The sequence below is a fragment of the Xenorhabdus bharatensis genome, assembly GCF_037996705.1.
Classification (GTDB): domain Bacteria; phylum Pseudomonadota; class Gammaproteobacteria; order Enterobacterales; family Enterobacteriaceae; genus Xenorhabdus; species Xenorhabdus bharatensis.
Genome location: NZ_JBBMXG010000034.1, coordinates 1 through 24,912 on the forward strand (window position 1 = coordinate 1; position 24,912 = coordinate 24,912).

Annotated in this window: 43 protein-coding genes; 38 read left to right on the forward strand and 5 right to left on the reverse strand. The window is 44.2% G+C overall.

All coding sequences use genetic code 11. The features are described from left to right. The 33 genes from AAC855_RS20210 to AAC855_RS20370 all read left to right on the forward strand — a co-directional run. The coding region (locus tag AAC855_RS20210) for an EF-Tu C-terminal domain-related protein (RefSeq protein ID WP_479715144.1) at nt 1-219 on the forward strand (219 nt) is incomplete at its 5' end. 245 nt (nt 220-464) lie between these two features. Continuing rightward, nucleotides 465-659: a bacterioferritin-associated ferredoxin gene (gene bfd, locus AAC855_RS20215; protein WP_340611946.1), complete on the forward strand. Its 195-nt coding sequence runs from the start codon at nt 465-467 to the stop codon at nt 657-659. 76 nt (nt 660-735) lie between these two features. Then, nucleotides 736-1,212: a bacterioferritin gene (gene bfr / locus AAC855_RS20220; RefSeq protein WP_340611948.1), complete on the forward strand. Its 477-nt coding sequence runs from the start codon at nt 736-738 to the stop codon at nt 1,210-1,212. Between the two features lie 298 nt (nt 1,213-1,510). Continuing rightward, nucleotides 1,511-1,822 (forward strand): 30S ribosomal protein S10, encoded by a 312-nt coding sequence (gene rpsJ, locus AAC855_RS20225; RefSeq protein ID WP_001181005.1) that lies wholly within the window; start codon nt 1,511-1,513, stop codon nt 1,820-1,822. Between the two features lie 32 nt (nt 1,823-1,854). Continuing rightward, nucleotides 1,855-2,487 (forward strand): 50S ribosomal protein L3, encoded by a 633-nt coding sequence (gene rplC / locus AAC855_RS20230; protein WP_340611949.1) that lies wholly within the window; start codon nt 1,855-1,857, stop codon nt 2,485-2,487. A gap of 16 nt (nt 2,488-2,503) precedes the next feature. Then, entirely contained in the window at nt 2,504-3,109 is a 606-nt protein-coding gene (rplD, locus tag AAC855_RS20235; protein WP_340611950.1) for a 50S ribosomal protein L4, read from the forward strand. Further along, a complete protein-coding gene (rplW, locus tag AAC855_RS20240) occupies nt 3,106-3,408 on the forward strand; it encodes a 50S ribosomal protein L23 (protein WP_099111747.1) in 303 nt (100 codons plus the stop codon). Before rplD ends, rplW begins: the two co-directional genes overlap by 4 nt. Before the next feature lie 19 nt (nt 3,409-3,427). Next, on the forward strand, nt 3,428-4,252 hold the full coding sequence (gene rplB / locus AAC855_RS20245) for a 50S ribosomal protein L2 (RefSeq protein WP_099111746.1): 825 nt from the start codon (nt 3,428-3,430) through the stop codon (nt 4,250-4,252). Nucleotides 4,253-4,266: 14 nt separating this feature from the next. Then, complete coding sequence (rpsS, locus tag AAC855_RS20250; RefSeq protein WP_011148791.1) at nt 4,267-4,545, forward strand: 30S ribosomal protein S19; 279 nt, start codon at nt 4,267-4,269, stop codon at nt 4,543-4,545. A gap of 14 nt (nt 4,546-4,559) precedes the next feature. Further along, the gene (gene rplV / locus AAC855_RS20255) at nt 4,560-4,892 is read left to right on the forward strand and encodes a 50S ribosomal protein L22 (protein WP_038240485.1); all 333 of its coding nucleotides are present in this window, start codon (nt 4,560-4,562) and stop codon (nt 4,890-4,892) included. Between the two features lie 17 nt (nt 4,893-4,909). Continuing rightward, entirely contained in the window at nt 4,910-5,611 is a 702-nt protein-coding gene (rpsC, locus tag AAC855_RS20260; protein WP_010847482.1) for a 30S ribosomal protein S3, read from the forward strand. Between the two features lie 12 nt (nt 5,612-5,623). Continuing rightward, the gene (gene rplP / locus AAC855_RS20265; protein WP_036773456.1) at nt 5,624-6,034 is read left to right on the forward strand and encodes a 50S ribosomal protein L16; all 411 of its coding nucleotides are present in this window, start codon (nt 5,624-5,626) and stop codon (nt 6,032-6,034) included. Continuing rightward, nucleotides 6,034-6,225 carry a 50S ribosomal protein L29 gene (gene rpmC / locus AAC855_RS20270; protein WP_010847484.1) on the forward strand — a complete coding sequence of 64 codons (192 nt, stop codon included), beginning with the start codon at nt 6,034-6,036 and terminating at the stop codon, nt 6,223-6,225. The genes rplP and rpmC overlap by 1 nt, the downstream gene beginning before the upstream one ends. Beyond that, nucleotides 6,225-6,479, forward strand: coding sequence for a 30S ribosomal protein S17 (gene rpsQ, locus AAC855_RS20275; protein ID WP_010847485.1), 255 nt, complete (start codon nt 6,225-6,227; stop codon nt 6,477-6,479). Before rpmC ends, rpsQ begins: the two co-directional genes overlap by 1 nt. A 175-nt stretch (nt 6,480-6,654) precedes the next feature. Continuing rightward, nucleotides 6,655-7,026 carry a 50S ribosomal protein L14 gene (gene rplN, locus AAC855_RS20280; RefSeq protein WP_010847486.1) on the forward strand — a complete coding sequence of 124 codons (372 nt, stop codon included), beginning with the start codon at nt 6,655-6,657 and terminating at the stop codon, nt 7,024-7,026. A 10-nt stretch (nt 7,027-7,036) separates the two neighbouring features. Then, nucleotides 7,037-7,351: a 50S ribosomal protein L24 gene (rplX, locus tag AAC855_RS20285; protein WP_099111745.1), complete on the forward strand. Its 315-nt coding sequence runs from the start codon at nt 7,037-7,039 to the stop codon at nt 7,349-7,351. A gap of 13 nt (nt 7,352-7,364) precedes the next feature. Further along, nucleotides 7,365-7,904, forward strand: a complete 540-nt coding sequence (gene rplE, locus AAC855_RS20290; RefSeq protein ID WP_004246952.1) for a 50S ribosomal protein L5 — start codon at nt 7,365-7,367, stop codon at nt 7,902-7,904. Nucleotides 7,905-7,916: 12 nt separating this feature from the next. Then, nucleotides 7,917-8,222, forward strand: a complete 306-nt coding sequence (rpsN, locus tag AAC855_RS20295; protein ID WP_010847489.1) for a 30S ribosomal protein S14 — start codon at nt 7,917-7,919, stop codon at nt 8,220-8,222. A 33-nt stretch (nt 8,223-8,255) separates the two neighbouring features. Then, nucleotides 8,256-8,648: a 30S ribosomal protein S8 gene (gene rpsH, locus AAC855_RS20300; RefSeq protein ID WP_273556256.1), complete on the forward strand. Its 393-nt coding sequence runs from the start codon at nt 8,256-8,258 to the stop codon at nt 8,646-8,648. A gap of 14 nt (nt 8,649-8,662) precedes the next feature. Next, nucleotides 8,663-9,196: a 50S ribosomal protein L6 gene (rplF, locus tag AAC855_RS20305; protein ID WP_340611952.1), complete on the forward strand. Its 534-nt coding sequence runs from the start codon at nt 8,663-8,665 to the stop codon at nt 9,194-9,196. Nucleotides 9,197-9,205: 9 nt separating this feature from the next. Then, complete coding sequence (rplR, locus tag AAC855_RS20310; protein ID WP_012990483.1) at nt 9,206-9,559, forward strand: 50S ribosomal protein L18; 354 nt, start codon at nt 9,206-9,208, stop codon at nt 9,557-9,559. 14 nt (nt 9,560-9,573) lie between these two features. Continuing rightward, nucleotides 9,574-10,074: a 30S ribosomal protein S5 gene (gene rpsE, locus AAC855_RS20315; RefSeq protein ID WP_015836271.1), complete on the forward strand. Its 501-nt coding sequence runs from the start codon at nt 9,574-9,576 to the stop codon at nt 10,072-10,074. 5 nt (nt 10,075-10,079) lie between these two features. Next, complete coding sequence (gene rpmD, locus AAC855_RS20320) at nt 10,080-10,259, forward strand: 50S ribosomal protein L30 (protein WP_008913894.1); 180 nt, start codon at nt 10,080-10,082, stop codon at nt 10,257-10,259. 3 nt (nt 10,260-10,262) lie between these two features. Continuing rightward, entirely contained in the window at nt 10,263-10,697 is a 435-nt protein-coding gene (gene rplO / locus AAC855_RS20325) for a 50S ribosomal protein L15 (RefSeq protein ID WP_099111742.1), read from the forward strand. 7 nt (nt 10,698-10,704) lie between these two features. Next, complete coding sequence (secY, locus tag AAC855_RS20330) at nt 10,705-12,036, forward strand: preprotein translocase subunit SecY (protein WP_099111741.1); 1,332 nt, start codon at nt 10,705-10,707, stop codon at nt 12,034-12,036. Between the two features lie 32 nt (nt 12,037-12,068). After that, nucleotides 12,069-12,185, forward strand: coding sequence for a 50S ribosomal protein L36 (gene rpmJ, locus AAC855_RS20335; RefSeq protein ID WP_012768118.1), 117 nt, complete (start codon nt 12,069-12,071; stop codon nt 12,183-12,185). Nucleotides 12,186-12,332: 147 nt separating this feature from the next. Then, nucleotides 12,333-12,689, forward strand: a complete 357-nt coding sequence (rpsM, locus tag AAC855_RS20340) for a 30S ribosomal protein S13 (RefSeq protein WP_086955014.1) — start codon at nt 12,333-12,335, stop codon at nt 12,687-12,689. 15 nt (nt 12,690-12,704) lie between these two features. After that, on the forward strand, nt 12,705-13,094 hold the full coding sequence (rpsK, locus tag AAC855_RS20345) for a 30S ribosomal protein S11 (protein WP_002919257.1): 390 nt from the start codon (nt 12,705-12,707) through the stop codon (nt 13,092-13,094). 35 nt (nt 13,095-13,129) lie between these two features. Further along, nucleotides 13,130-13,750, forward strand: coding sequence for a 30S ribosomal protein S4 (gene rpsD / locus AAC855_RS20350; RefSeq protein ID WP_086955015.1), 621 nt, complete (start codon nt 13,130-13,132; stop codon nt 13,748-13,750). A gap of 25 nt (nt 13,751-13,775) precedes the next feature. After that, a complete protein-coding gene (locus tag AAC855_RS20355) occupies nt 13,776-14,765 on the forward strand; it encodes a DNA-directed RNA polymerase subunit alpha (RefSeq protein WP_038269634.1) in 990 nt (329 codons plus the stop codon). A gap of 40 nt (nt 14,766-14,805) precedes the next feature. Next, nucleotides 14,806-15,198, forward strand: coding sequence for a 50S ribosomal protein L17 (gene rplQ, locus AAC855_RS20360; RefSeq protein WP_099123304.1), 393 nt, complete (start codon nt 14,806-14,808; stop codon nt 15,196-15,198). A gap of 187 nt (nt 15,199-15,385) precedes the next feature. Then, nucleotides 15,386-15,799, forward strand: a complete 414-nt coding sequence (gene zntR, locus AAC855_RS20365; protein ID WP_340611953.1) for a Zn(2+)-responsive transcriptional regulator — start codon at nt 15,386-15,388, stop codon at nt 15,797-15,799. 78 nt (nt 15,800-15,877) lie between these two features. Further along, nucleotides 15,878-16,078, forward strand: coding sequence for an alternative ribosome-rescue factor A (locus AAC855_RS20370; RefSeq protein ID WP_340611954.1), 201 nt, complete (start codon nt 15,878-15,880; stop codon nt 16,076-16,078). A 45-nt stretch (nt 16,079-16,123) separates the two neighbouring features. Here AAC855_RS20370 and trkA read toward each other — a convergent pair whose 3' ends face one another. The 4 genes from trkA to def form a co-directional block, all read right to left on the reverse strand. Continuing rightward, complete coding sequence (trkA, locus tag AAC855_RS20375) at nt 16,124-17,500, reverse strand: Trk system potassium transporter TrkA (RefSeq protein WP_340611955.1); 1,377 nt, start codon at nt 17,498-17,500, stop codon at nt 16,124-16,126. Nucleotides 17,501-17,598: 98 nt separating this feature from the next. Further along, on the reverse strand, nt 17,599-18,885 hold the full coding sequence (gene rsmB / locus AAC855_RS20380) for a 16S rRNA (cytosine(967)-C(5))-methyltransferase RsmB (protein WP_340611957.1): 1,287 nt from the start codon (nt 18,883-18,885) through the stop codon (nt 17,599-17,601). Nucleotides 18,886-18,971: 86 nt separating this feature from the next. Then, entirely contained in the window at nt 18,972-19,919 is a 948-nt protein-coding gene (fmt, locus tag AAC855_RS20385) for a methionyl-tRNA formyltransferase (protein WP_340611958.1), read from the reverse strand. A 24-nt stretch (nt 19,920-19,943) separates the two neighbouring features. Next, on the reverse strand, nt 19,944-20,456 hold the full coding sequence (gene def / locus AAC855_RS20390; protein ID WP_340611960.1) for a peptide deformylase: 513 nt from the start codon (nt 20,454-20,456) through the stop codon (nt 19,944-19,946). A 132-nt stretch (nt 20,457-20,588) separates the two neighbouring features. On the opposite strand from def, the gene dprA reads away from it, so the two are divergent. The 5 genes from dprA to AAC855_RS20415 all read left to right on the forward strand — a co-directional run bounded on the left by dprA (nt 20,589) and on the right by AAC855_RS20415 (nt 23,953). Further along, nucleotides 20,589-21,665 carry a DNA-protecting protein DprA gene (gene dprA, locus AAC855_RS20395; protein ID WP_340611962.1) on the forward strand — a complete coding sequence of 359 codons (1,077 nt, stop codon included), beginning with the start codon at nt 20,589-20,591 and terminating at the stop codon, nt 21,663-21,665. A 74-nt stretch (nt 21,666-21,739) separates the two neighbouring features. Beyond that, nucleotides 21,740-22,291: a DNA topoisomerase family protein gene (locus AAC855_RS20400; protein WP_340611964.1), complete on the forward strand. Its 552-nt coding sequence runs from the start codon at nt 21,740-21,742 to the stop codon at nt 22,289-22,291. Nucleotide 22,292: 1 nt separating this feature from the next. Then, entirely contained in the window at nt 22,293-22,862 is a 570-nt protein-coding gene (gene tsaC, locus AAC855_RS20405; protein ID WP_340611966.1) for an L-threonylcarbamoyladenylate synthase type 1 TsaC, read from the forward strand. A 6-nt stretch (nt 22,863-22,868) separates the two neighbouring features. Further along, nucleotides 22,869-23,687, forward strand: coding sequence for a shikimate dehydrogenase (aroE, locus tag AAC855_RS20410; RefSeq protein WP_340611967.1), 819 nt, complete (start codon nt 22,869-22,871; stop codon nt 23,685-23,687). Further along, nucleotides 23,684-23,953, forward strand: a complete 270-nt coding sequence (locus tag AAC855_RS20415; RefSeq protein WP_340611968.1) for a DUF1488 family protein — start codon at nt 23,684-23,686, stop codon at nt 23,951-23,953. The genes aroE and AAC855_RS20415 overlap by 4 nt, the downstream gene beginning before the upstream one ends. Here the strand turns inward: AAC855_RS20415 and AAC855_RS20420 are convergent. After that, entirely contained in the window at nt 23,920-24,474 is a 555-nt protein-coding gene (locus AAC855_RS20420) for a gamma carbonic anhydrase family protein (protein ID WP_340611970.1), read from the reverse strand. The two genes, AAC855_RS20415 and AAC855_RS20420, sit on opposite strands and share 34 nt — an antisense overlap. Between the last annotated feature and the right edge of the window lie 438 nt (nt 24,475-24,912).

A 24,912-nucleotide genomic window follows, 5' to 3' on the forward strand; every position in this document is an offset into this window, starting at 1 on the left:
TTCTTCAAAGGTTACCGTCCACAGTTCTACTTCCGTACAACTGACGTAACCGGTACTATCGAACTGCCAGAAGGCGTTGAGATGGTAATGCCAGGTGACAACATCAACATGGTAGTTAATCTGATTGCTCCAATCGCAATGGACGAAGGTCTGCGTTTTGCAATCCGTGAAGGCGGCCGTACTGTAGGCGCAGGTGTTGTTGCTAAAGTTATTGCTTAATCTTTGATTAGCAAAAGATTCTAAAAAAGAGGAGCGAAAGCTCCTCTTTTTTTATGTCATCGAAAAAATAGTAGCTTTATTTTGCAGAGCAATAAAATATAAACAACAATTGAAATGAGAGTGATTTACATTTACAATTTGACAATATACTTTATTTTATAGCTATAACTGCTGTTGAGCCTAATTAAGTTCGTTAATCAGTACACAAATAGTTATAACATTATAAATAGTTAGAAGAGTGTTCCATGTATATCTGTCTCTGCAATGCAATAAGTGATAAAGCCATACGTAATGCTGTCAAGCAGCAGAATGTTCGTTCTATCAGAGAGCTGAAAAGCTTTGTGCCTGTGGGGAGTGATTGTGGAAAATGTGTACGTCAGGCCCGCGAAATAATTAATGAAGAGATCGCCTTGCTTCCCCCTCTAATTAATGTTGCTTAAAATAAGCACAATTATCTTGCAATTACTCTGTTTAATTAGTACTAAACTGTAGGTACTGGAAGCGGAGGAATTGATTATGAAAGGTGATAAAAAAATAATTGCCCATCTTAATAAACTTCTTGGTAACGAACTTGTCGCCATAAACCAGTATTTTTTACATGCTCGCATGTTTAAAAACTGGGGGTTAGTGCGCCTGAATGATGTCGAATACCGTGAATCTATTGAAGAAATGAAACATGCAGATAAATATATTGAGCGTATTTTGTTTCTGGAAGGTATCCCTAATTTACAGGATTTGGGTAAACTCAATATCGGTGAGGATGTCGAAGAGATGTTGCAATCCGACCTGACGTTGGAACTACGCGGTGCTCAGGATATGAGAGAAGCAATTGCATATGCTGATTCAATCCATGATTATGTGAGCCGGGATTTGATGATTGAAATTCTTGCAGATGAAGAAAATCATATAGACTGGCTGGAAACACAACTCGATCTGATTAAACGAATGGGCATGCAAAATTATATCCAGGCCCATATTATCGAAGAAGAATAGAATGACTTAACGCCCTGTAGACATATATAGGGCGTTCATTTCTGATTGTTTTTTACCTGCCTTTATTATTTCTCTGAATAAATTTCATCCTTGTCTTGCATTGTGAAGTGATTCACGTATAATGCGCGAGCTAACCTACTTCGTAGGCTGATTTTTATCAGTGTGAGCGGTAATTACCGCCATATTAAAATACCCCCGATATGGGGGTTATATATTGAACGATTACACTCCCCCATCAATCGAAATGGGTGTGAGGAGTAGTTATTTACGTTTATAAAATAGTTGGAGCTCTGGTCTCATGCAGAACCAAAGAATCCGTATCCGCCTGAAAGCATTTGATCATCGTTTGATCGATCAATCAACTGCGGAAATCGTAGAGACCGCTAAGCGCACTGGTGCGCAGGTTCGTGGTCCGATCCCGCTGCCGACTCGTAAAGAGCGTTTTACCGTTCTGATTTCTCCGCACGTTAATAAAGATGCGCGTGATCAGTACGAAATTCGCACTCACAAACGTCTGGTTGACATCGTTGAGCCAACCGAGAAAACCGTTGATGCTCTGATGCGTCTGGATCTGGCTGCCGGTGTAGACGTGCAGATCAGCCTGGGTTAATCAGGTCATTGAGCGATTGAGAGGTTGAAACAATGATTGGTTTAGTCGGTAAAAAAGTGGGCATGACTCGCATCTTCACTGAAGAAGGCGTTTCAATCCCTGTAACTGTTATCGAAATCGAAAATAACCGTGTAACTCAAGTTAAAAACGAAGAGACTGACGGTTATCGTGCAATTCAGGTAACGACTGGTAGCAAAAAAGCAAGCCGCGTTAACAAACCTGAAGCAGGTCATTTCGCTAAAGCTGGCGTTGAAGCTGGCCGCATCCTGCGTGAATTCCGTCTGTCTGAAAACGATGCAGAGTTCACTGTAGGTCAAAGCATTAGTGTTGAAATTTTCGCTGACGTTAAAAAAGTCGACGTTACTGGTACATCTAAAGGTAAAGGTTTCGCGGGTACTGTTAAACGCTGGAACTTCCGTACTCAAGATGCTACGCACGGTAACTCCCTGTCTCACCGTGTTCCGGGTTCTATCGGTCAGAACCAGACTCCGGGCAAGGTGTTCAAAGGTAAGAAAATGGCAGGCCAACTGGGTAATGAGCGTGTAACCGTTCAGAGCCTAGATGTAGTACGTGTTGACGCAGAGCGCAACCTGCTGCTGGTCAAAGGTGCTGTACCTGGTGCAACCAACAGCAACCTGATCGTAAAACCGGCTGTCAAGGCGTAACGTCGAGGAGATAGGAATGGAATTGGTATTGAAAGACGCGCAAAGCGCGCTGACTGTTTCCGAAACTACCTTCGGGCGTGATTTCAATGAAGCGCTTGTGCATCAAGTAGTTGTTGCGTATGCAGCTGGTGCTCGTCAAGGTACTCGTGCTCAGAAAACTCGTGCTGAAGTTTCTGGTTCAGGTAAAAAACCATGGCGTCAAAAAGGCACTGGCCGTGCGCGTTCTGGTTCAATTAAGAGCCCAATTTGGCGCTCTGGTGGCGTAACTTTCGCAGCGAAGCCACAGGACCACAGTCAAAAAGTTAATAAAAAGATGTACCGCGGTGCTCTGAAAAGCATCCTGTCTGAATTGGTACGTCAAGATCGTCTGATCGTTGTCGAGAAGTTCTCTGTTGAAGCACCTAAAACTAAGCTGCTGGCACAGAAACTGAAAGAGATGGCTCTGGAAGACGTGCTGATCGTCACTGGTGAAGTTGATGAGAACCTGTTCTTAGCAGCTCGCAACCTGTACAAAGTTGACGTCCGTGATGCAGCGGGTATCGACCCAGTAAGCCTGATCGCCTTCGACAAAGTGGTTATGACTGCTGAAGCTGTGAAGCAAGTTGAGGAGATGCTGGCATGATCCGTGAAGAACGTCTGCTGAAAGTACTGCGCGCGCCGCACGTATCTGAAAAAGCTTCTACAGCGATGGAAAAAACTAACACCATCGTTCTCAAAGTTGCGAAAGACGCGACTAAAGCAGAAATCAAAGCTGCTGTGCAGAAACTGTTTGAAGTCGAAGTTGAGGTTGTGAACACTTTGCTGGTTAAAGGTAAAGTTAAACGCCACGGTCAGCGTGTTGGTCGTCGTAGCGACTGGAAAAAAGCTTACGTCACCCTGAAAGAAGGCCAGAACCTGGACTTCGTTGGCGGCGCTGAGTAAGTCGGAGGAGTAAAGAACAATGGCAATTGTTAAATGTAAACCTACGTCTCCGGGCCGTCGCCACGTTGTTAAAGTGGTTAACCCTGAGCTGCATAAGGGCAAGCCTTATGCTCCGCTGTTAGAAAAAAACAGCAAAACTGGTGGTCGTAACAACAATGGTCGTATTACCACTCGTCACATTGGTGGTGGCCATAAACAGCACTATCGTCTGATTGACTTCAAACGTAACAAAGACGGTATTCCTGCTGTTGTTGAGCGTCTGGAATATGATCCAAACCGTTCAGCAAACATCGCGCTGGTTCTGTATAAAGACGGCGAACGTCGTTACATTCTGGCTCCTAAAGGCCTGAAAGCTGGCGATCAAATCCAGTCTGGTGCAGATTCTGCAATCAAAGCTGGTAATGCTCTGCCAATGCGCAATATCCCGGTTGGTTCTACTGTTCACAACATAGAAATGAAACCAGGTAAAGGTGGCCAGCTGGCCCGTTCAGCAGGTGCTTATGCTCAGATCGTTGCACGTGATGGTTCTTATGTAACCCTGCGTCTGCGTTCTGGTGAAATGCGTAAAGTCCTGGCTGACTGCCGTGCTACTTTAGGTGAAGTTGGTAACGCAGAACACATGCTACGCGTTCTGGGTAAAGCTGGTGCAAGCCGCTGGCGTGGTATCCGTCCTACCGTTCGTGGTACGGCGATGAACCCAGTTGACCATCCACACGGTGGTGGTGAAGGTCGTAACTTTGGTAAACACCCTGTAACTCCATGGGGCATCCAGACCAAAGGTAAGAAGACCCGTAGTAACAAACGTACTGATCAATACATCGTACGTCGCCGTTCTAAAAAATAATTAGAGGATAAACCATGCCACGTTCTCTCAAGAAAGGTCCATTTATTGACCTGCACTTGCTGAAGAAGGTAGAGAAAGCGGTGGAAAGCGGAGACAAAAAGCCTATTAAGACTTGGTCCCGTCGTTCAACGATCTTTCCTAACATGATCGGTTTGACCATCGCTGTCCATAATGGTCGTCAGCATGTACCAGTTTTTGTTTCCGACGAAATGGTTGGTCACAAACTGGGTGAATTCGCGCCGACCCGTACTTATCGCGGCCATGCGGCCGATAAAAAGGCTAAGAAGCGCTAAGGTAGGAGGAAGAGATGGAAACTATCGCTAAACATCGCCACGCTCGTTCTTCTGCTCAGAAGGTTCGCCTTGTGGCTGACCTGATCCGCGGTAAGAAAGTGTCGCAAGCTCTGGAAACTCTGACCTATACCAACAAGAAAGCTGCTGGTTTAGTGAAGAAAGTACTTGAGTCTGCTATTGCTAACGCAGAACACAACGATGGCGCTGACATCGATGATCTGAAAGTTGCGAAAATTTTCGTAGACGAAGGTCCAACCATGAAGCGCATTATGCCTCGTGCCAAAGGCCGTGCAGATCGTATCCTGAAGCGCACCAGCCACATTACTGTGGTTGTGTCCGATCGCTGAGACTCTGGAGACTAGCAATGGGTCAGAAAGTACATCCTAATGGTATTCGTCTGGGTATTGTCAAACCTTGGAACTCTACCTGGTATGCGAATACCAAAGAATTCGCTGACAACCTAGACAGCGACTTTAAAGTTCGCCAGTACTTGAATAAAGAACTGGTTAAAGCATCTATTTCACGTATCGTTATCGAACGTCCTGCGAAAAGCATCCGTGTGACTATTCACACTGCTCGTCCAGGCATCGTAATCGGTAAGAAAGGTGAAGACGTAGAAAAACTGCGCAAAGCTGTAGCGGACATCGCTGGTGTTCCTGCGCAGATTAATATTGCCGAAGTGCGTAAACCTGAACTGGACGCAAAACTGGTTGCTGACAGCATCAGCTCACAGTTGGAACGTCGTGTTATGTTCCGCCGTGCTATGAAACGTGCTGTACAGAACGCAATGCGTCTGGGCGCTAAAGGCATCAAAGTGGAAGTAAGCGGCCGTCTGGGCGGTGCTGAAATCGCGCGTACTGAATGGTATCGTGAAGGTCGTGTACCTCTGCACACTCTGCGTGCAGATATCGACTATAACACTTCAGAAGCGCACACCACTTATGGTGTAATCGGCGTTAAGGTATGGATCTTCAAAGGTGAGATCCTGGGTGGTATGGCTGCTGTTGAACAGGCGGAAAAACCGGCTGCTCAACCTAAAAAGCAGCAGCGTAAAGGCCGCAAGTAAGGAGAGTCGCTGATGTTACAACCAAAGCGTACGAAATTCCGTAAAGTGCATAAAGGCCGTAACCGCGGTCTGGCTGCCGGTGCGGATGTTAGCTTCGGCACTTTCGGTCTGAAAGCTGTGGGCCGTGGTCGTTTGACTGCTCGTCAAATCGAAGCGGCACGTCGTGCTATGACCCGTGCAATTAAACGTCAAGGTAAAATCTGGATCCGTGTGTTCCCAGACAAACCAATCACCGAGAAGCCACTCGAAGTGCGTATGGGTAAAGGTAAAGGTAACGTAGAGTATTGGGTTGCCTTGATCCAGCCTGGTAAAGTCCTGTATGAGATGGACGGTGTGTCTGAAGAGCTGGCCCGTGAAGCGTTCAAGCTGGCGGCAGCGAAACTGCCTATCAAAACCACCTTTGTAACTAAGACGGTGATGTAATGAAAGCACAAGAGCTGCGCGAAAAGAGCGTTGAAGAGCTGAACACTGAGCTGCTGAACCTGTTACGTGAACAGTTTAATCTGCGTATGCAGGCGGCAAGCGGCCAGCTGCAACAGTCTCATCTGTTGAAACAAGTGCGTCGTAATATTGCACGCGTTAAGACTTTACTGACTGAGAAGGCGGGTGCGTAATGACCGATAAAATCCGTACTCTGCAAGGTCGTGTTGTTAGCGACAAGATGGAAAAATCCATTGTTGTTGCTATTGAACGCAAGGTGAAACACCCACTGTATGGTAAATTCATCAAGCGTACGACTAAGTTGCACGTACATGACGAGAACAATGAATGTGGAATTGGTGATGTAGTGGAAATCCGCGAAACCCGTCCACTGTCTAAGACTAAATCTTGGACCTTAGTTCGCGTTGTAGAGAAAGCGGTTCTATAACAGGGCGCTATCTCATAAGAAATAAACGGCTCAAAAAATAACAGAGCCGTTTATTTTTCTGTCCATCGCGAAGATGTGGTGTTATAATGCCGCGCCCTCGTAGTGTGGGATATTAAAACGGCTTCTTTAAAAATAAAGTGGCTCAGTAGTAGTTGACATTTAGCGGAGCACTAAAATGATCCAAGAACAGACTATGCTGAACGTGGCCGACAACTCCGGTGCACGTCGCGTAATGTGTATCAAGGTTCTAGGTGGCTCGCACCGTCGATACGCACATGTCGGTGATATCATCAAGATCACCATCAAGGAAGCGATTCCTCGTGGTAAAGTCAAAAAAGGTGATGTCCTGAAAGCGGTAGTGGTGCGCACCAAGAAGGGTGTTCGTCGCCCGGACGGTTCTGTCATTCGCTTCGATAGCAACGCTTGCGTATTGTTGAACAACAATAGTGAGCAGGTTATCGGTACGCGTATTTTTGGGCCGGTAACTCGTGAACTTCGTAATGAAAAGTTCATGAAAATTATCTCTCTGGCACCTGAAGTACTCTAAGGAGCAGGCAATGGCAGCGAAAATCCGTCGTGATGACGAAATTATCGTGCTGACTGGTAAAGACAAAGGTAAGCGCGGTAAAGTAAAACAGGTTCTTTCTTCTGGTAAAATTATCGTTGAAGGTATCAATCTGGTTAAAAAACATCAGAAGCCAGTTCCGGCTCTGAACCAACCAGGTGGCATCGTTGAAAAAGAAGCAGCAATTCAGGTTTCTAACGTTGCAATCTTTAATGCAGAAACCGGCAAGGCTGACCGTGTAGGTTTTAGATTCGAAGACGGCAAAAAAGTACGTTTCTTCAAATCTAACAACGAAACTATCAAGTAATTTGGAGTATACGATGGCGAAACTGCATGATTACTACAAAGACGAGGTAGTCCAGAAACTGATGAGTCAGTTTGGTTACCATTCTGTCATGCAAGTCCCTCGGGTCGAGAAGATCACCCTGAACATGGGTGTTGGTGAAGCAATCGCTGACAAGAAACTGCTGGACAATGCAGCAGCTGATCTGGCAGCAATTTCTGGTCAAAAACCACTGATCACCAAAGCACGCAAGTCAGTTGCAGGCTTCAAAATCCGTCAGGGCTATCCAATCGGCTGTAAAGTAACCCTGCGTGGCGAACGCATGTGGGAGTTCTTTGAGCGCCTGATTTCTATTGCTGTACCACGTATTCGTGACTTCCGTGGCTTGTCCGCTAAGTCATTTGATGGTCGCGGTAACTACAGCATGGGTGTTCGTGAGCAAATCATCTTCCCTGAAATCGATTACGATAAAGTGGATCGTGTACGTGGTTTGGATATTACCATCACCACTACTGCGAAATCTGATGATGAAGGCCGCGCACTGTTGGCTGCGTTTAACTTCCCGTTCCGCAAGTAAGGCAGGGTATTCATGGCTAAGCAATCAATGAAAGCACGTGATGTAAAACGTGCGAAATTAGCTGAGAAATTCTTCGCAAAACGCGTTGAACTGAAAGCGATCATCTCTGATGTAAACGCATCTGATGAAGACCGTTGGAATGCTGTTCTCAAGCTGCAAACACTGCCACGTGATTCCAGCCCTTGCCGTCAGCGTAACCGCTGCCGTCAAACTGGGCGTCCGCATGCATTTTTGCGGAAGTTTGGGTTGAGCCGTATTAAAGTCCGTGAAGCCGCTATGCGCGGTGAAATCCCGGGCCTTAAAAAGGCTAGCTGGTAATTGTCACCAATTGAATCACGGGAGTAAAGACAGATGAGCATGCAAGATCCGATCGCGGATATGCTGACCCGTATCCGTAACGGTCAGGCCGCGAATAAAGTTGCGGTCACCATGCCTTCCTCCAAGCTGAAAGTGGCAATTGCCAAAGTGCTGAAGGAAGAAGGTTATATTGAAGATTTTAAAATCGAAGGCGACACCAAGCCAGAACTGGAAATTACTCTGAAGTACTTCCAAGGTAAGGCTGTTGTAGAAAGCATCCAGCGTGTAAGCCGCCCAAGTCTGCGCATCTATAAGAAAAAAGATGAGCTGCCACAAGTTATGGCTGGTTTGGGTATCGCTGTTATTTCTACCTCTAAAGGTGTAATGACTGATCGTGCAGCTCGCCAGGCTGGTCTGGGTGGCGAGATTCTCTGCTACGTAGCTTAATTCGGGAGGAAAGAATGTCTCGTGTTGCAAAAGCACCCGTCGTCATTCCTGCCGGCGTAGAGGTTAAACTCAACGGTCAGGTTATTTCGATTAAGGGTAAAAACGGCGAATTGAGTCGTGAAATCCACAGCGCAGTTGAAGTTACACATGCAGATAGCCAGCTGACTTTCGCTCCACGCGAAGGTTTTGCAGATGCATGGGCACAGGCGGGTACAACTCGTTCTCTGCTGAATGCAATGGTTATCGGTGTTAACGAAGGCTTCACTAAGAAGCTCCAACTGGTAGGTGTTGGTTACCGTGCAGCAGTTAAAGGCAACTCTGTTAGTTTGTCTTTAGGCTTCTCGCATCCGGTTGAACATCAACTGCCTGCAGGCATTACTGCGGAATGCCCATCACAAACTGAAATCGTACTGAAAGGTGCTGATAAGCAGGTGATTGGTCAGGTTGCGGCAGATCTGCGTGCCTATCGTCGTCCTGAGCCATACAAAGGCAAGGGTGTTCGTTACGCCGATGAAATCGTGCGTACCAAAGAGGCTAAGAAGAAGTAAGGTAACACTATGGATAAGAAAGCAGCTCGTATCCGTCGTGCGACCCGCGCACGCCGCAAGCTCCAGGAACTGGGTGCAACTCGCCTGGTGGTACACCGTACCCCTCGCCATATTTATGCGCAGGTTATCGCACCAAATGGTTCTGAAACTCTGGTGGCCGCTTCTACAACAGAAAAAGCTATCAGTGAACAACTGAAATTCACTGGAAACAAAGAAGCCGCAGCAGTAGTTGGTAAAATTGTTGCTGAACGTGCTCTGGAAAAAGGTATCAAAAACGTATCCTTTGACCGTTCTGGTTTCCAATATCATGGTAGAGTCCAGGCACTGGCAGATGCTGCCCGTGAAGCTGGCCTTCAGTTCTAAGGTAGAGGTGTAAGATGGCTCACATCGAAAAACAAGCTGGCGAACTGCAGGAAAAGCTGATCGCGGTAAACCGCGTATCTAAAACCGTTAAAGGTGGCCGTATTTTCAGCTTTACAGCACTGACTGTAGTTGGTGATGGTAACGGTCGCGTTGGTTTTGGCTACGGCAAAGCACGCGAAGTTCCGGCAGCGATCCAGAAAGCGATGGAAAAAGCACGTCGCAATATGAAAACCGTCGCACTTAACAGCGGCACCCTGCACCACCCAGTGAAAGGCGCACACACCGGTTCCCGCGTGTTCATGCAGCCTGCTCATGAAGGTACAGGTATCATCGCCGGTGGTGCGATGCGTGCTGTTCTGGAAGTAGCTGGAGTTCGTAACGTACTGGCTAAAACCTATGGTTCCACTAACCCAATCAATGTGGTTCGTGCAACCCTGGATGCTTTAGACAGCATGAAGTCTCCAGAAATGGTCGCAGCTAAGCGTGGCAAATCCGTCGAAGAAATTCTGGGGTAATGACCATGGCTAAGACTATCAAGATTACACAGGTCCGCAGTTCAATCGGTCGTTTGCCTAAGCATAAGGCAACTCTGACTGGTTTAGGTCTGCGTCGCATTGGTCATACTGTTGAACGCGAAGATACACCAGCGGTTCGCGGTATGGTCAACTTGGTTTCCTATATGGTTAAAGTTGAGGAGTAACAGATGCGCTTAAATACTCTGTCTCCGGCTGAAGGTGCCAAGCACGCACCTAAACGTGTAGGTCGTGGTATCGGTTCTGGTCTGGGTAAAACTGGCGGCCGTGGTCACAAAGGTCAGAAATCTCGTTCTGGCGGTGGCGTACGTCGTGGTTTCGAAGGCGGCCAGATGCCTCTGTACCGTCGTCTGCCAAAATTTGGCTTTACTTCACGTAAAGCAATGATTACAGCCGAAATTCGTCTGTCTGACTTTGCTCGTGTTGAAGGCGATGTTATCGATCTGAATGCACTGAAAGCTGCTAACATTGTTGGCCCTCAAATTGAGTTCGCGAAAGTTATGCTTTCCGGCGAAGTCAATCGCGCAGTAACTGTGCGTGGCTTGCGTGTTACTAAAGGCGCCCGTGCTGCAATTGAAGCTGCTGGCGGTAAAATTGAGGAATAAGTAACAGATGGCTAAACAACCAGGATTAGATTTTCAAAGTGCTAAAGGCGGATTAGGTGAGTTAAAACGCAGACTTTTGTTTGTTATTGGAGCTCTGATTGTTTTCCGTATTGGCTCTTTTATTCCAATCCCTGGTATTGATGCCACTGTGCTTGCCAAATTGCTCGAACAGCAAAGAGGCACCATCATTGAAATGTTTAACATGTTCTCTGGTGGTGCTTTAAGCCGTGCTTCTATCTTTGCACTGGGTATAATGCCGTATATTTCTGCATCTATTATTATCCAGTTGCTGACTGTGGTTAACCCCCGTTTAGCAGAGATTAAGAAGGAAGGGGAAGCTGGTCGTCGTAAGATCAGTCAGTACACCCGTTATGGCACATTAGTGCTGGCAATATTCCAGTCAATAGGTATTGCAACTGGGTTGCCGAATATGCCTGGGATGCAAGGGCTGGTTATTAATCCAGGTTTTGCGTTCTATTTCACGGCTGTTGTAAGTTTGGTCACAGGAACTATGTTCTTGATGTGGCTAGGTGAGCAGATTACTGAACGAGGTATCGGCAACGGTATTTCAATCATAATCTTTGCTGGTATCGTTGCGGGCCTTCCGCCTGCAATTGGTCACACCATCGAGCAAGCTCGGCAAGGCGATCTGCACTTCCTCCTGTTGCTGTTGGTTGCAGTCTTAGTGTTTGCAGTAACCTTCTTCGTTGTTTTCATGGAACGTGGTCAACGTCGTATCGTCGTTAACTATGCCAAACGTCAACAAGGTCGTAGAGTTTTTGCAGCACAAAGTACACATTTACCGTTGAAAGTGAATATGGCTGGGGTTATCCCTGCAATTTTTGCTTCCAGTATTATTTTGTTCCCTGGTACTATAGCCTCTTGGTTTGGTAGTGGAGCAAATTGGAATTGGCTGACAACTATTTCTATGTATTTGCAGCCAGGTCAACCGCTTTATGTGTTATTGTATGCATCTGCAATCATCTTCTTCTGTTTCTTCTATACGGCTTTGGTGTTCAATCCAAGAGAAACGGCAGATAACCTGAAGAAGTCCGGTGCATTTGTACCAGGAATTCGTCCGGGAGAGCAAACGGCTAAGTACATCGATAAAGTAATGACTCGTCTAACCTTAGTTGGTGCGTTATATATTACCTTTATCTGCTTAATCCCGGAGTTCATGCGTGATGCAATGAAAGTTCCATTCTATTTTGGTGGTACTTCCCTACTGATTGTAGTCGTCGTCATCATGGACTTTATGGCTCAAGTGCAAACTCTGATGATGTCGAGTCAATACGAGTCTGCATTGAAGAAGGCAAACCTGAAAGGATATAACCGCTAATCGGTTTGCTTGAGAAGTTACGGAGAGTAAAAATGAAAGTTCGTGCTTCCGTCAAGAAATTATGTCGTAACTGCAAAATCGTTAAACGTAACGGTATCGTTCGTGTGATTTGTAGTGCAGAGCCTAAGCATAAACAGCGCCAAGGCTAATTAATCGCATATTTTTCTTGCAAAGTTGGGTTGAGCTGGCTAAATTAGCCAGCCAATCTTTTTATCTGACAGCAACATTATTTGAGTATCCTGAAAACGGGCTTTTCAGAATGGTGTTGCAGTGAATAAATATTGTAGGAGTGCATAGTGGCCCGTATAGCAGGCATTAACATTCCTGATCAGAAACATACTGTAATCGCATTAACTTCGATTTACGGTATCGGTAAAACCCGCTCACAGGCTATCTGTGCTGCAACGGGTATTGCTGAAAATGTTAAGATCAGTGAGCTGTCTGAAGAGCAAATTGACAAGCTGCGTGACGAAGTTGCTAAATACGTTGTAGAAGGTGATTTGCGTCGTGAAGTAACCCTGAGTATCAAACGTCTGATGGATCTTGGTTGCTATCGTGGTTTACGTCATCGTCGTGGTCTGCCGGTTCGCGGTCAGCGTACTAAGACCAATGCACGTACCCGTAAGGGTCCGCGTAAGCCGATCAAGAAATAATCGGGGTATTGAATAATGGCAAAAGCACCTATTCGTGCACGTAAGCGTGTAAGAAAACAAGTCTCTGACGGTGTGGCTCATATCCATGCTTCTTTCAACAACACCATCGTTACTATTACTGATCGTCAGGGTAACGCTTTGGGTTGGGCAACTGCCGGTGGTTCCGGTTTCCGAGGTTCTCGTAAATCTACTCCGTTTGCAGCTCAGGTTGCAGCAGAACGCTGTGCTGAAGCAGTAAAAGAATACGGAATTAAGAACCTGGAAGTTATGGTTAAAGGACCTGGTCCGGGCCGTGAGTCAACTATTCGCGCACTGAACGCGGCTGGTTTCCGCATCACTAATATTACTGATGTGACTCCGATCCCTCATAACGGTTGTCGTCCACCGAAAAAACGTCGCGTTTAATACGTCTTCGTTTTTAGGATTGTTGGAGAAAGAAAATGGCAAGATATTTGGGTCCTAAGCTCAAGCTGAGCCGTCGCGAGGGTACAGACCTTTTCCTGAAGTCTGGCGTTCGCGCGATTGACACCAAGTGTAAGTTAGAACAAGCACCAGGCCAGCACGGCGCACGCAAACCGCGTCTGTCTGACTACGGTGTTCAGTTACGTGAAAAACAAAAAGTTCGTCGTACATACGGTGTTCTGGAACGTCAATTCCGTAACTACTATAAAGAAGCTACTCGTCTGAAAGGCAACACAGGTGAAAACCTGCTGACTTTGCTGGAAGGTCGCTTAGATAACGTCGTTTATCGTATGGGTTTTGGCGCGACTCGTGCTGAATCACGTCAGATGGTGAGCCACAAGGCTATCATGGTAAATGGTCGCGTTGTTAACATCGCTTCTTATCAGGTATCCCCGAATGACGTAGTCAGCGTTCGTGAAAAAGCGAAAAAGCAGGCTCGTATTAAGGCAGCTTTAGAGCTGGCTGAGCAGCGTGAGAAACCAACTTGGTTGGAAGTTGATGCTGCGAAGATGGAAGGTGTGTTCAAGCGTAATCCTGAACGTACTGATCTATCCGCTGACATTAACGAACACCTGATCGTCGAGCTTTACTCTAAGTAAAGCTTAGCACCAAAGAGAGGACACAATGCAGGGTTCTGTGACAGAGTTTCTAAAACCGCGCCTGGTAGATATCGAGCAAGTCAGTTCGACGCACGCCAAGGTGACCCTTGAGCCATTAGAGCGTGGCTTTGGCCATACTCTTGGCAACGCACTGCGCCGTATTCTGCTTTCGTCTATGCCGGGTTGTGCGGTGACTGAGGTTGAGATTGATGGTGTACTGCATGAGTACAGCACCAAAGAAGGTGTACAGGAAGATATCCTGGAGATTCTCCTCAATCTGAAAGGGCTGGCGGTGAAAGTTCAGGGCAAAGATGAAGTCATCCTTACCTTGAATAAATCTGGCATTGGCCCTGTGACTGCAGCCGACATCATCCATGACGGTGATGTCGAAATCGTCAAGCCGCAGCACGTAATCTGCCATCTGACTGACGAAAGCGCTTCCATTAGCATGCGTATTAAAGTTCAGCGCGGTCGTGGTTATGTGCCGGCTTCTGCCCGAATTCATTCGGAAGAAGATGAGCGCCCTATCGGTCGTTTGTTAGTAGATGCTTGCTATAGCCCAGTAGAGCGTATTGCCTACAATGTTGAAGCAGCTCGTGTAGAACAGCGTACTGACTTGGATAAGCTGGTTATCGAGATGGAGACTAACGGTACAATCGATCCTGAAGAGGCGATTCGCCGTGCAGCTACTATTCTGGCTGAACAACTGGAGGCTTTCGTTGATTTACGTGACGTACGTCAACCAGAAGTCAAAGAAGAGAAGCCTGAGTTTGATCCGATACTGCTGCGCCCTGTTGACGATCTGGAATTGACTGTCCGCTCTGCTAACTGCCTTAAGGCAGAAGCTATCCACTACATCGGTGATCTGGTACAGCGTACTGAGGTTGAGTTACTTAAAACACCTAATCTGGGTAAAAAATCTCTTACTGAGATTAAAGACGTACTGGCTTCACGTGGACTTTCTCTGGGCATGCGCTTGGAAAACTGGCCACCAGCAAGTATTGCTGATGAATAACTAGATCACAGGTTAAGGTTTTACTGAGAAGGATAAGGTCATGCGCCATCGTAAGAGTGGTCGTCAATTGAACCGCAACAGCAGCCATCGCCAAGCTATGTTCCGTAACATGGCAGGTTCTTTGGTTCGTCATGAAATCATCAAGACGACTCTGCCTAAAGCGAAAGAACTGCGTCGCGTCGTTGAGCCGCTGATTACTCTTGCCAAGACCGACAACGTAGCTAATCGTCGTCTGGCATTCGCCCGTACTCGTGATAACGAGATCGTGGCAAAACTGTTTAATGAACTGGGCCCGCGTTTTGCGAGCCGCGCAGGTGGTTACACTCGTATTCTGAAGTGTGGCTTCCGTGCAGGTGACAATGCACCGATGGCATACATCGAGCTTGTTGACCGCGCCGCTGAGTCTCAGACAGAAGCAGCAGCTGCAGAGTAATCTGTAGAAGCATAAAAAACCGGGATAATACCCGGTTTTTTATCGCCTTTTAATTCTTCCCGTCATTATTTATTCTTATCTTCTCCATTACTTTCTGGTTCCTAGTTGACAGCAGAACATCCGGTGATGATTTATTAATCTATTCTGGTAGTATTGATTTTATTTCCCTGTTTGATGAGAAGCTGCCATGTATCGTATTGGTCAATTGGCTAAGTTAGCGAATGTTACTCCTGATACTATTCGTTTTTATGAGAAACAAGGGTTGATGGAACATGAAGAAAGAACTGAAAGTGGTTATAGGCTTTATACAAAACAGGATTTACAGCGGTTACGCTTTATTCGCTATGCAAAGCAACTAGGTTTTACATTAGAGACAATTGTAGAGTTATTGTCTATTCGCGTTGATCCTGAACATCATACCTGCCAAGAATCTAAGAGAATCGTTGATTCTAGATTACAGGAAATAGAGGAAAAACTATTAGAAATGCAAAAAATGCGCGATTCTTTAAAAATGTTAAGTGATGCCTGTTGCGGAAGTGCGCATATCAGTACTTATTGTTCAATATTAGAAATATTAGAAGAAGGGGCAATGAAGAAGTGATTTTTCTTTATTCTTTTGTACATTAAGAGTACTATTGATAAGCTATATTTATTCAAATAACTATATTTTGAGGTCACTATGACAACGTATAAGCATAAAAAAGGCGTTATCAAAGATAATGCGATAGAAGCTCTTCTACATGATCCTTTGTTCAGGCAACGAGTAGAAAAAAATAAAAAAGGTAAAGGAAGTTATAATCGTAAAGCAAAACATGGGAAAGGAAGTGGTTGGGAGGCCAATGATAATAATTTCTTCAAGTTATTATCATTGGCCTTCTAATTTTTTGAGTACAAATGTTTCTGAATTGGCAGCAGTGTAAGTGACTTATAGAAAGAATGGGCTTGGTTGGAATAGCTTTTCAACTTCAGGAACAAATTTTTTATCTGTAATAAACATGATTACATGGTCGCCTTGTTGAATAATGCTGTAATCATTAGCGATGATGACTTCTTCTCCGCGGACAATGGCACCAATGGTTGTTCCTGAGGGAAGTTTTATATCTCCTATTTTTCTTCCAACCACTTTAGAAGTATGTTCATCACCATGAGCAATTGCTTCAATAGCTTCAGCAACACCTCGCCTTAATGAGAATACGCTAACGATATCGGCTTTGCGGACATGACCAAGTAATGCAGATACTGTGGCTTGTTGGGGTGAGATAGCGATATCAATGACACCACCTTGGACTAAATCTACATATGCACTACGCTGGATAAGTACCATTGCTTTCTTGGCCCCCATCCGTTTTGCAAGCATCGCTGACATAATATTAGCTTCGTCATCGTTAGTTAATGCTATAAAAACATCCACTTGCTCAATATGCTCTTCGGCCAGTAGCTCTTGATCAGAAGCGTCACCATAGAACACTATAGTATCGTGTAATAGCTCTGCAAGTTCAGTTGCTCTTTCCTGATTATGCTCAATAAGCTTGACGCTATAATCTTTTTCAAGGCGTAAGGCTAAACCTGCACCGACATTTCCGCCGCCAACTATCATGATACGTTTGTATGGTTTTTCCAGACGCTGTAGCTCGCTCATTACTGCTCTGATATGTTGTGATGCAGCAACAAAAAATACTTCGTCACCAGCCTCAATAACGGTAGAGCCTTGTGGCCTGATTGGGCGGTCTTGTCGAAATATTGCAGCAACTTTGCTGTCAATATGCGGCATATGTTCGCGAAGAGAAGATAATGCATTCCCTACAAGTGAACCACCATAATAAGCTTTTACTGCAACAATACTGACGCGGCCTTCAGAGAAGTTGACAACCTGTAAGGCCCCGGGATATTGGATTAATTTGTAGATATAATCGATAACTAACTGCTCTGGAGATATCAGATAATCGATAGGAATATCTCCGGGCTTAAATAGCTTTTCTGATTCTCTAATATATTCTGATGAACGGATCCGGGCGACTTTATTTGGTGTATTAAATAGAGAATAGGCGATCTGGCATGCGATCATGTTAGTTTCATCTGAATTTGTAACAGCAACTAACATATCTGCATCTTCTGCGCCGGCTTCTCTTAAAACTCTGGGGTGAGAACCATACCCATTCACAACCCGCAGATCGAATTTGTCCTGTAATTGGCGTAAACGATCTGTATCGGTATCAACAACAGTAATGTCATTGTTTTCATCAACTAAATTTTCAGCTAGTGTTCCACCAACCTGACCAGCACCCAGAATAATTATCTTCATAGCTACTCTCTTTATGTGTTAGAAGTTGCAATTATTTTGCTATTTTAGCCAAGTTATTACATTCTCTCGCCCGATAGAGCGAGAGAAAAGCTACTTTACTATTGCTTAGTCAAGCGAGCATAAAAGAAGCCATCACCGCCTGTTAGCTCTGGAGTAATTTGTATTCCTGGTGTTTCTTGTGTACCTGTTCCAGAGAGTTTGGCATCTGGGTTGCGTTTTAAAAATGCTTGAATCTGCTCGCTATTCTCATCAGGTAAAATTGAGCATGTGGCATAAACCAGAGTTCCACTTTTCTTTAAGTATGGCCAAATAGCATCAAGTATTTCCGCTTGAAGCGTCACTAACTGATCGATATCCTCATGTCTTCGTAACCATTTTATATCTGGATGGCGACGTATCACTCCTGTTGCTGAACAGGGTGCATCAAGAAGAATGCGATCAAATTGTTCTCCGCTAGCCCATTTGTGTGGGAAACGCCCATCACCCGTTTTAATGACAGCATTTAAATTAAGGCGCTGTAAGTTTTCTTCTACGCGTTTAATTCTTTGTTCATCTATATCAACGGCAAGTACTTTGGCGTTTGGTGCTAACTCAAGTATATGAGTTGTTTTACCGCCTGGTGCAGCACAAAGATCAAGTATTTTTTCTCCATCACATGGCATTAATAATTCAGCACAGCCTTGTGCCGAACGATCTTGAATGGTAACCCAGCCTTTATCAAACCCAGGCAGTATATTGACAGGACAAGGGTTCAATAGACGAATTGCGTTGGGATGATCAGTATCTAATTCTGCGGCGATATTGGCTTTTTGTAGCAAAGAAAGATATTGATTAGCAGAGTGGTGTATCTGATTGACACGTAACCACATTGGTGGTTTTTGATTATTCGCACCGACAATATGTTGCCAATTGTGTGGATAAGCTTTTTGAATACGAGTTAATAGCCATTTGGGATGTAAATGGTGACTGACATTATTAGATTTTTCGACTAACGCTTCTTGTTGACGCTGAAATTCTCGAAGAACACCATTAATGAGTCCTTTCAATTGTGGACGTTTTAAACTGATTGTCCCATTAACTGTTTCTGCGATCGCTGCATGTGCAGGTATGCGTGTATAAGTCAGTTGATACATTCCAACCATGATCAAATAGTGGAAAATGCGTTGCTTACCTTTCAATGGCTTTGCCATTAATTGGGCTATAAACCATTCCAACTGAGGCAAAACTCTCATTACACCAAAGCAGAGTTCTTGGAGCAGAGCTTTATCTTTATCAGATACTTTTTGTTGGAGTTCAGGTATAACAGTGCTGAGTGACTGTCCTTGATCTAGCACTTGGCTAATCGCCTTTGCAGCGATGCTTCGCAGGTTATATGTATTTTTCATGGCATGGTCAAAAGCTGAGTTTCATCAGCATAATAGTAGTAAAGCGAGAAGGTGCCTGTATGCTGACATCATACAGGCAATGAATATTAGTTGATTTTGTTACCCGGAGTGAACCATTCACGCTTAGAATTTAATAAATCGGTAGCTGACATCGCTTTTTTGCCTGGGGGCTGTAATTGAGTAATATTCAATATCCCATCAGTTGTAGCAATCTGAATACCTTTTTTATCCGCGTGGATAACTGTTCCTGGGGTTTGATTAGACTTACCGTCAATAGCATGAGCCTCCCATACTTTAATGGGCTGTTCATCAATAAAGAAATAGCTTATTGGCCAGGGGTTAAATGCACGTACACAACGTTCGAGCTGAATTGCTGATAAATTCCAATCTATTCTTGCTTCATCTTTGCTGAGTTTTTCAGCATAAGTAGCCAGAATATTATCCTGACTTTCTGGCTGACTATTACCCGATGTTATTAAACTTAATGTATTAAGTAATGCATCGGAGCCGATATCGGCAAGTTTGTCATACAGGCTCGCAGTAGTATCTTCGTTTGTAATTGGACAGGTTGCTTTTAACAGCATATCACCTGTATCAAGGCCTGCATCCATTTGCATGATTGTTACCCCAGTTTCTTTATCTCCAGCCCAGATAGCACGTTGAATTGGTGCAGCACCGCGCCAATGAGGTAATAAAGAACCGTGAACATTGAGGCACCCCAAAGGGGGGATATCTAATACCGCTTGAGGGAGGATCAAACCATATGCAACGACAACCATGATATCGGCTTGTTGCTCCATGACCCACTGTTGGCTTTCTTCTGTACGTAATGTTTTTGGCTGGAAAACAGGGATATGATGTTCTTCAGCCAATACTTTTACAGGACTTGGTGTCAGTTTCTTACCCCTTCCTGCCGGTTTATCAGGCTGAGTGAGTACACCGACAATTTGATGTTGCGATTTTAATAAAGCCGCCAAATGGTGAGCCGCGAAATCAGGGGTTCCGGCAAAAATAATACGTAAAGAATCAGACACTGTTATTTCCCGTAATGATAAAATTTACTTAGCCTTAGCTCTGAGTCGGTCAATTTTTTCGACTTTTTGGCGAATACGCTGTCGTTTTAACGGAGACAGGTAATCTACGAAGAGTTTACCGAGCAAGTGATCCATTTCATGTTGAATACAAATCGCCAATAGGCCATCAGCTTCCAGTTCAAATGGTTGACCGTGATAATCCAGTGCGTTAATTTTGACTTGCTCGAATCGTGGTACAAATGCACGTTGTTCAGGAACTGATAAACAACCTTCTTCGATACCTGTTTCACCTGACTCGGTTACTAGCTCTGGATTAATAAGTACAAGCCTCTGGTCACGGTTCTCTGAAACATCAATAACAACAATTCGCTGATGAATATCAACCTGAGTTGCTGCTAAGCCAATTCCTTCTTCTGCATACATCGTTTCGAACATATCATCAATGATACGCTGGATTTCTGCATCAACTTTTTCTACTGGCTTGGCAATTGTGCGAAGCCGCTCATCTGGATAATGTAATACTTGTAAAACTGACATATATGTTTAGAACTGCATCCAAAAAGTGAGTGATAATTAGCGCCTATTCTAGACATTTCCTGATTAGATTGACAGTATCGTCTACAAATTAATCATGTAAGCGTGACAGCATATTGAGTCAGGATGACAATAATGGAAATGATGGAAATATGGCTGAGAATGAAAATGGTATCTCATCTTTCAGTTGCAAAAGCCGTGTCTATAATCGAACACCTACTACAGGTTAAAAATATTACTCATGCTGTGATGAAAGATTGTGGTTTATCGCCCACACAGAGTATGCAGTTTTTAAAAGCAAACCCTTCTGTTCTGCTTTCCAGTCTTAACTGGCTGGAACAATCAGGAAATTATTTATTAACCTTTTCTGATCCAGAATACCCCTCTTTGTTGAAACAAATTTATTCGCCTCCATTGGTACTTTTTGTCTCGGGAAAAGTAAGCACATTATCTGAGAAACAAATTGCAATAGTAGGTAGCCGGTCCGCAAGTTTTTATGGTGAAAAGTGGGGAAAGGTATTTGCTGGAGGGCTAGCGGAGAATGGGGTAGTAATAACCAGTGGATTAGCGATTGGGGTTGATGGTATTTGCCATCAGGCTGCTATTGATGCAGGAGGGAATACCGTTGCTGTATTGGGGAGTGGACTTAAGAATATTTATCCTAACCGTCATCGCACTTTAGCTTGCTGCATTAAAGAAAATGGGGTTCTGGTTTCTGAGTTTTTTCCTGATACACCACCTAAAGCTAAAAATTTTCCAAGACGAAACCGGATTATCAGTGGGCTAAGTTTAGCGATTCTTATTGTCGAAGCGCACCAAAATAGTGGTTCACTGATTACAGCCCGCTGTGCACTTGAACAAGGAAGGGATATTTTTGCATTACCCGGCCCACTAGGAAGACCTTCAAGTGATGGTAATCACTGGTTGATCAAACAGGGGGCTTATTTAGCAACCAGTGTGATTGATATAATGGAACATATTAATACTAACTTTCAATGGATTAATCTAGAACAGGACGATAATAAACAATTTGCTCAAACAGAGTTGCCATTTGCTGAGGTGCTGGTTAACGTAAGTGATGAAGTTACACCTGTTGATATAATTGCTCAGCGCTCTTCGCTTCCTATTACAGAAGTTATGACTCAATTATTGGAGCTTGAATTAATGGGAAAAGTGGCTGTTGTTGCTGGTGGCTATGTTCGGGTGAATTGAAAAATTAAATTTTCTCTTACCTGAAATTTATGGTTTTCCAATAAATATTGTGATTAGTATTCCGTGAGTAAGATATGTCTAAAAAAGTACCCTTTGCAGTAAAACAAGCAGAATATTGCGCTGAATGTGGTGCTGAACTAGTGATCCGCAACGGGGCTCATGGCCCATTTTATGCTTGTTCCAATTATCCATCATGCTGTTATGTTCGACCGTTAAAAATATCATCAGACGGACACGTTATTAAGGAACTGGAAGGGCAAATTTGTTCTAAGTGCGGTTCAACTTTGGTTTTACGGCAAGGGCGGTACGGTATGTTTATTGGTTGTAGCAATTATCCAGAATGTAATCATATTGAGTTGATTGATAAACCGGATGACTCTTCAGTTAATTGTCCTCAGTGCCAGAAAGGTAAATTATTTCAGCGTAAATCGCGATTCGGTAAAACATTTCACGCCTGTAATCGATATCCCGAATGCCAGTTCACACTGAATAATAAACCGGTACAGGGAGAATGTGAGTTTTGTCACTATACCTTATTGGTCGAAAAGAAAACCGCACAGGGCATTAAACTGTTTTGTGCCAGTAGATTGTGTAGTAAGCAGCAATCCATTGAAACAGAGAAATAAAATGAGTAATGAAGTCTCTCCTGCATTTGATTTAATTATTACGGCTTTACAAGAAGAACAAGTCATTGCTTATCCAACGGAAGCTGTTTTTGGATTGGGTTGTGACCCTGACAGCGAAAAAGCAGTTAATAAATTATTATTGCTGAAAAATAGACCTAAAGATAAAGGGTTAATCCTTATTGCTGATAGTTATGAGAGGTTATGTCCCTATATTGATGACGATCAGTTGGATAATGAACAGAAAAAGGCAATCTTCTCTGTTTGGCCGGGGCCGGTGACCTGGGTTATCCCAGCCAATTCTGTGACGCCAAAGTGGTTGACGGGAAGGTTCTCAACACTGGCTGTCCGGGTTACCGATCATCCTTTGGTCAGAGAATTATGTGTCCTTTATGGCAAACCTCTCGTATCAACCAGTGCAAATTTAAGCGGGCTGGAACCATGTCGGAGCTCAGAAGAAGTTCGTCGACAATTCGGCAATGCTTTTCCTGTGCTGGAGGGGGAAGTGGGTGGACGTAAGAATCCATCGGAAATCAGGGACGCTTTGACAGGTAAACTATATCGGCAAGGGTAAGGAATAATGGATAAATTCGCGGTTTTTGGTAATCCGATTGCGCATAGTAAATCCCCTTATATTCATCAATTATTTGCCAAACAAACGGGCATTGAACATCAATATGGGAGAGTGCTTGCTCCGTTAGAACATTTTGAACAAACATTGGAACAATTTTTTGAACAAGGTGGTTTAGGTGCGAATATTACTGTTCCCTTTAAGGAGCGAGCTTATGAGTGTGCACATCAGCTGAGTGAGCGAGCTAAACACTGTGGTGCAGTCAACACACTCAAGCTAATTGAAAATAATCAGCTTATGGGTGATAACACTGATGGGGTTGGGTTATTTGCAGATTTGCAGCGGCTTAACGTCATTAGAAAAGGGCAGCATATCCTGATTATTGGGGCAGGTGGTGCAGCTAAAGGAGTCATATCTCCCTTACTAGACTTTGGATGTACTGTGACTATTACTAACCGTACTTTTGCACGTGCGCAAGGTATAGTAAATATGTTTTCTGCATTTGGTCATATCCAAGCAGTTGAAATGAAATCTCTTCTGACTCCAGATTTTGATCTTATCATTAATGCAACTGCTTCTGGCCTTGATGGAAGTGTACCTGAAATATCTCCATCAGTTTTTCATAATGGTGCTGCTTGTTATGATATGTATTATCAAAAAGGATTAACTCCTTTCCTTAATTTTGCGCAACGAAGTGGAGTCTCATTTTTGGCTGATGGGTTAGGGATGCTAGTGGGGCAAGCGGCGCATGCTTTTGAACTTTGGCATGGTGTCTTACCAAAAGTAGAACCTGTTTTAGCTGCTTTAAGAGAAGAGTTACACTTATGAATCAAGCAATTCAATTTCCTGATCGTGAAGAATGGAATGAACAGGAAAACAGCGTGATATTTCCTGCTATGGTCAATGGCCTACTAGTGCAATGTCTGATCACTGCTGATGAATTAACTCGACGTTATGGTAATGATTTTCATCCCCTTGAGCTATTTCACCAGTATCGTTGGGATTTGGAAGAAGAATTTGAAGAAATCATCCTACGTGGGCAGGATGATCAATTTGGATGTTACTTTCTATCGTCTGATATACCTGCTAAGTAATCATCTTTCCAGCGGGCATAGTTATTAGCAGAATAAAGCAGCCCTTCTAACTCTTCATGTTTGAGTTTTCGCACTTGTTTGACTGGGCTGCCTATATACAGATATCCACTTTCTAATATTTTTCGTGGTGGAACAAGACTACCGGCCCCAATAATGACATTGTCTTCAATGATAGAGCCATCAAGCAGAATTGAACCCATTCCAACAAGTACTCGATTGCCTATCGTACAGCCATGTAACATTGCTTTGTGACCAACAGTAACTTCTTCACCTATGATTAGCGGAAAGCCATCAGGATTATCAGATGATTTATGTGTTACATGCAGAATAGAACCGTCCTGTATATTGGTACGAGCTCCAATAGAAATATAATTGACGTCACCACGGATGACGACTAAAGGCCAGATACTTACATTATCTGCCAATCTGACATCTCCAATCACGATAGAAGAAGGGTCTAGCATGACTCTTTGGCCAATTTGAGGCCGTAAGTTTAAATAGTTACGTAAAACAGTAGACATAAAAACCTCAATAACAGTAAGAGAGGATAGTATTGCGTGGAATGTTATTGAGGAAAAGATCACCACGCAATGGTGAATTTGCATTAATTTCATCCTGATTGAGTGGTTTTTATATTGAAAAGCGCAAAAAACATGCAGTTGAAAATAAAATTGCAAAAAAGGGTTGTCAGGGCGGAAAAACTCCCTATAATGCGCCACCACTGACCGACGCTGAGCTGAACACAGCCGCGAAGGCCAGCGGAACGAAAGCGAAAATAAACGCTTGACTCCGGAGGCGAAAAGCGTAAGATACGCAGCCTCGCAATCCGGAACGAAATGTCCGGTTGCCACCGCTCTTTAACAACTTAATCAGACAATCTGTGTGGGCACTCGCAAGACACTATCGACATGCCGAAAGGCAAAAAAAGATTAAAGTCTTGAAGAGTGACTGAACAGTTA

Excerpts from the sequence above, each read along its gene's own strand:
- rpsD (WP_086955015.1), top strand. The coding sequence starts at position 13,130 with ATGGCAAGATATTTGGGTCCTAAGCTCAAGCTGAGCCGTCGCGAGGGT.
- rpsQ (WP_010847485.1), top strand. The coding sequence starts at position 6,225 with ATGACCGATAAAATCCGTACTCTGCAAGGTCGTGTTGTTAGCGACAAG.
- rsmB (WP_340611957.1), bottom strand. The coding sequence starts at position 18,885 with ATGAAAAATACATATAACCTGCGAAGCATCGCTGCAAAGGCGATTAGC.
- dprA (WP_340611962.1), top strand. The coding sequence starts at position 20,589 with ATGGAAATGATGGAAATATGGCTGAGAATGAAAATGGTATCTCATCTT.
- rplP (WP_036773456.1), top strand. The coding sequence starts at position 5,624 with ATGTTACAACCAAAGCGTACGAAATTCCGTAAAGTGCATAAAGGCCGT.
- rpsH (WP_273556256.1), top strand. The coding sequence starts at position 8,256 with ATGAGCATGCAAGATCCGATCGCGGATATGCTGACCCGTATCCGTAAC.
- zntR (WP_340611953.1), top strand. The coding sequence starts at position 15,386 with ATGTATCGTATTGGTCAATTGGCTAAGTTAGCGAATGTTACTCCTGAT.
- rplB (WP_099111746.1), top strand. The coding sequence starts at position 3,428 with ATGGCAATTGTTAAATGTAAACCTACGTCTCCGGGCCGTCGCCACGTT.
- rpsN (WP_010847489.1), top strand. The coding sequence starts at position 7,917 with ATGGCTAAGCAATCAATGAAAGCACGTGATGTAAAACGTGCGAAATTA.
- rplR (WP_012990483.1), top strand. The coding sequence starts at position 9,206 with ATGGATAAGAAAGCAGCTCGTATCCGTCGTGCGACCCGCGCACGCCGC.
- bfd (WP_340611946.1), top strand. The coding sequence starts at position 465 with ATGTATATCTGTCTCTGCAATGCAATAAGTGATAAAGCCATACGTAAT.
- aroE (WP_340611967.1), top strand. The coding sequence starts at position 22,869 with ATGGATAAATTCGCGGTTTTTGGTAATCCGATTGCGCATAGTAAATCC.
- rpsE (WP_015836271.1), top strand. The coding sequence starts at position 9,574 with ATGGCTCACATCGAAAAACAAGCTGGCGAACTGCAGGAAAAGCTGATC.
- AAC855_RS20355 (WP_038269634.1), top strand. The coding sequence starts at position 13,776 with ATGCAGGGTTCTGTGACAGAGTTTCTAAAACCGCGCCTGGTAGATATC.
- AAC855_RS20415 (WP_340611968.1), top strand. The coding sequence starts at position 23,684 with ATGAATCAAGCAATTCAATTTCCTGATCGTGAAGAATGGAATGAACAG.
- rpsS (WP_011148791.1), top strand. The coding sequence starts at position 4,267 with ATGCCACGTTCTCTCAAGAAAGGTCCATTTATTGACCTGCACTTGCTG.
- bfr (WP_340611948.1), top strand. The coding sequence starts at position 736 with ATGAAAGGTGATAAAAAAATAATTGCCCATCTTAATAAACTTCTTGGT.
- AAC855_RS20370 (WP_340611954.1), top strand. The coding sequence starts at position 15,878 with ATGACAACGTATAAGCATAAAAAAGGCGTTATCAAAGATAATGCGATA.
- rpsK (WP_002919257.1), top strand. The coding sequence starts at position 12,705 with ATGGCAAAAGCACCTATTCGTGCACGTAAGCGTGTAAGAAAACAAGTC.
- rplD (WP_340611950.1), top strand. The coding sequence starts at position 2,504 with ATGGAATTGGTATTGAAAGACGCGCAAAGCGCGCTGACTGTTTCCGAA.
- tsaC (WP_340611966.1), top strand. The coding sequence starts at position 22,293 with ATGAGTAATGAAGTCTCTCCTGCATTTGATTTAATTATTACGGCTTTA.
- rplO (WP_099111742.1), top strand. The coding sequence starts at position 10,263 with ATGCGCTTAAATACTCTGTCTCCGGCTGAAGGTGCCAAGCACGCACCT.
- rplE (WP_004246952.1), top strand. The coding sequence starts at position 7,365 with ATGGCGAAACTGCATGATTACTACAAAGACGAGGTAGTCCAGAAACTG.
- rplN (WP_010847486.1), top strand. The coding sequence starts at position 6,655 with ATGATCCAAGAACAGACTATGCTGAACGTGGCCGACAACTCCGGTGCA.
- rpsJ (WP_001181005.1), top strand. The coding sequence starts at position 1,511 with ATGCAGAACCAAAGAATCCGTATCCGCCTGAAAGCATTTGATCATCGT.
- rpmC (WP_010847484.1), top strand. The coding sequence starts at position 6,034 with ATGAAAGCACAAGAGCTGCGCGAAAAGAGCGTTGAAGAGCTGAACACT.
- rplQ (WP_099123304.1), top strand. The coding sequence starts at position 14,806 with ATGCGCCATCGTAAGAGTGGTCGTCAATTGAACCGCAACAGCAGCCAT.
- AAC855_RS20420 (WP_340611970.1), bottom strand. The coding sequence starts at position 24,474 with ATGTCTACTGTTTTACGTAACTATTTAAACTTACGGCCTCAAATTGGC.
- AAC855_RS20400 (WP_340611964.1), top strand. The coding sequence starts at position 21,740 with ATGTCTAAAAAAGTACCCTTTGCAGTAAAACAAGCAGAATATTGCGCT.
- trkA (WP_340611955.1), bottom strand. The coding sequence starts at position 17,500 with ATGAAGATAATTATTCTGGGTGCTGGTCAGGTTGGTGGAACACTAGCT.
- rplV (WP_038240485.1), top strand. The coding sequence starts at position 4,560 with ATGGAAACTATCGCTAAACATCGCCACGCTCGTTCTTCTGCTCAGAAG.
- rplW (WP_099111747.1), top strand. The coding sequence starts at position 3,106 with ATGATCCGTGAAGAACGTCTGCTGAAAGTACTGCGCGCGCCGCACGTA.
- rpmD (WP_008913894.1), top strand. The coding sequence starts at position 10,080 with ATGGCTAAGACTATCAAGATTACACAGGTCCGCAGTTCAATCGGTCGT.
- secY (WP_099111741.1), top strand. The coding sequence starts at position 10,705 with ATGGCTAAACAACCAGGATTAGATTTTCAAAGTGCTAAAGGCGGATTA.
- rpsC (WP_010847482.1), top strand. The coding sequence starts at position 4,910 with ATGGGTCAGAAAGTACATCCTAATGGTATTCGTCTGGGTATTGTCAAA.
- rpmJ (WP_012768118.1), top strand. The coding sequence starts at position 12,069 with ATGAAAGTTCGTGCTTCCGTCAAGAAATTATGTCGTAACTGCAAAATC.
- rplX (WP_099111745.1), top strand. The coding sequence starts at position 7,037 with ATGGCAGCGAAAATCCGTCGTGATGACGAAATTATCGTGCTGACTGGT.
- def (WP_340611960.1), bottom strand. The coding sequence starts at position 20,456 with ATGTCAGTTTTACAAGTATTACATTATCCAGATGAGCGGCTTCGCACA.
- rplC (WP_340611949.1), top strand. The coding sequence starts at position 1,855 with ATGATTGGTTTAGTCGGTAAAAAAGTGGGCATGACTCGCATCTTCACT.
- rplF (WP_340611952.1), top strand. The coding sequence starts at position 8,663 with ATGTCTCGTGTTGCAAAAGCACCCGTCGTCATTCCTGCCGGCGTAGAG.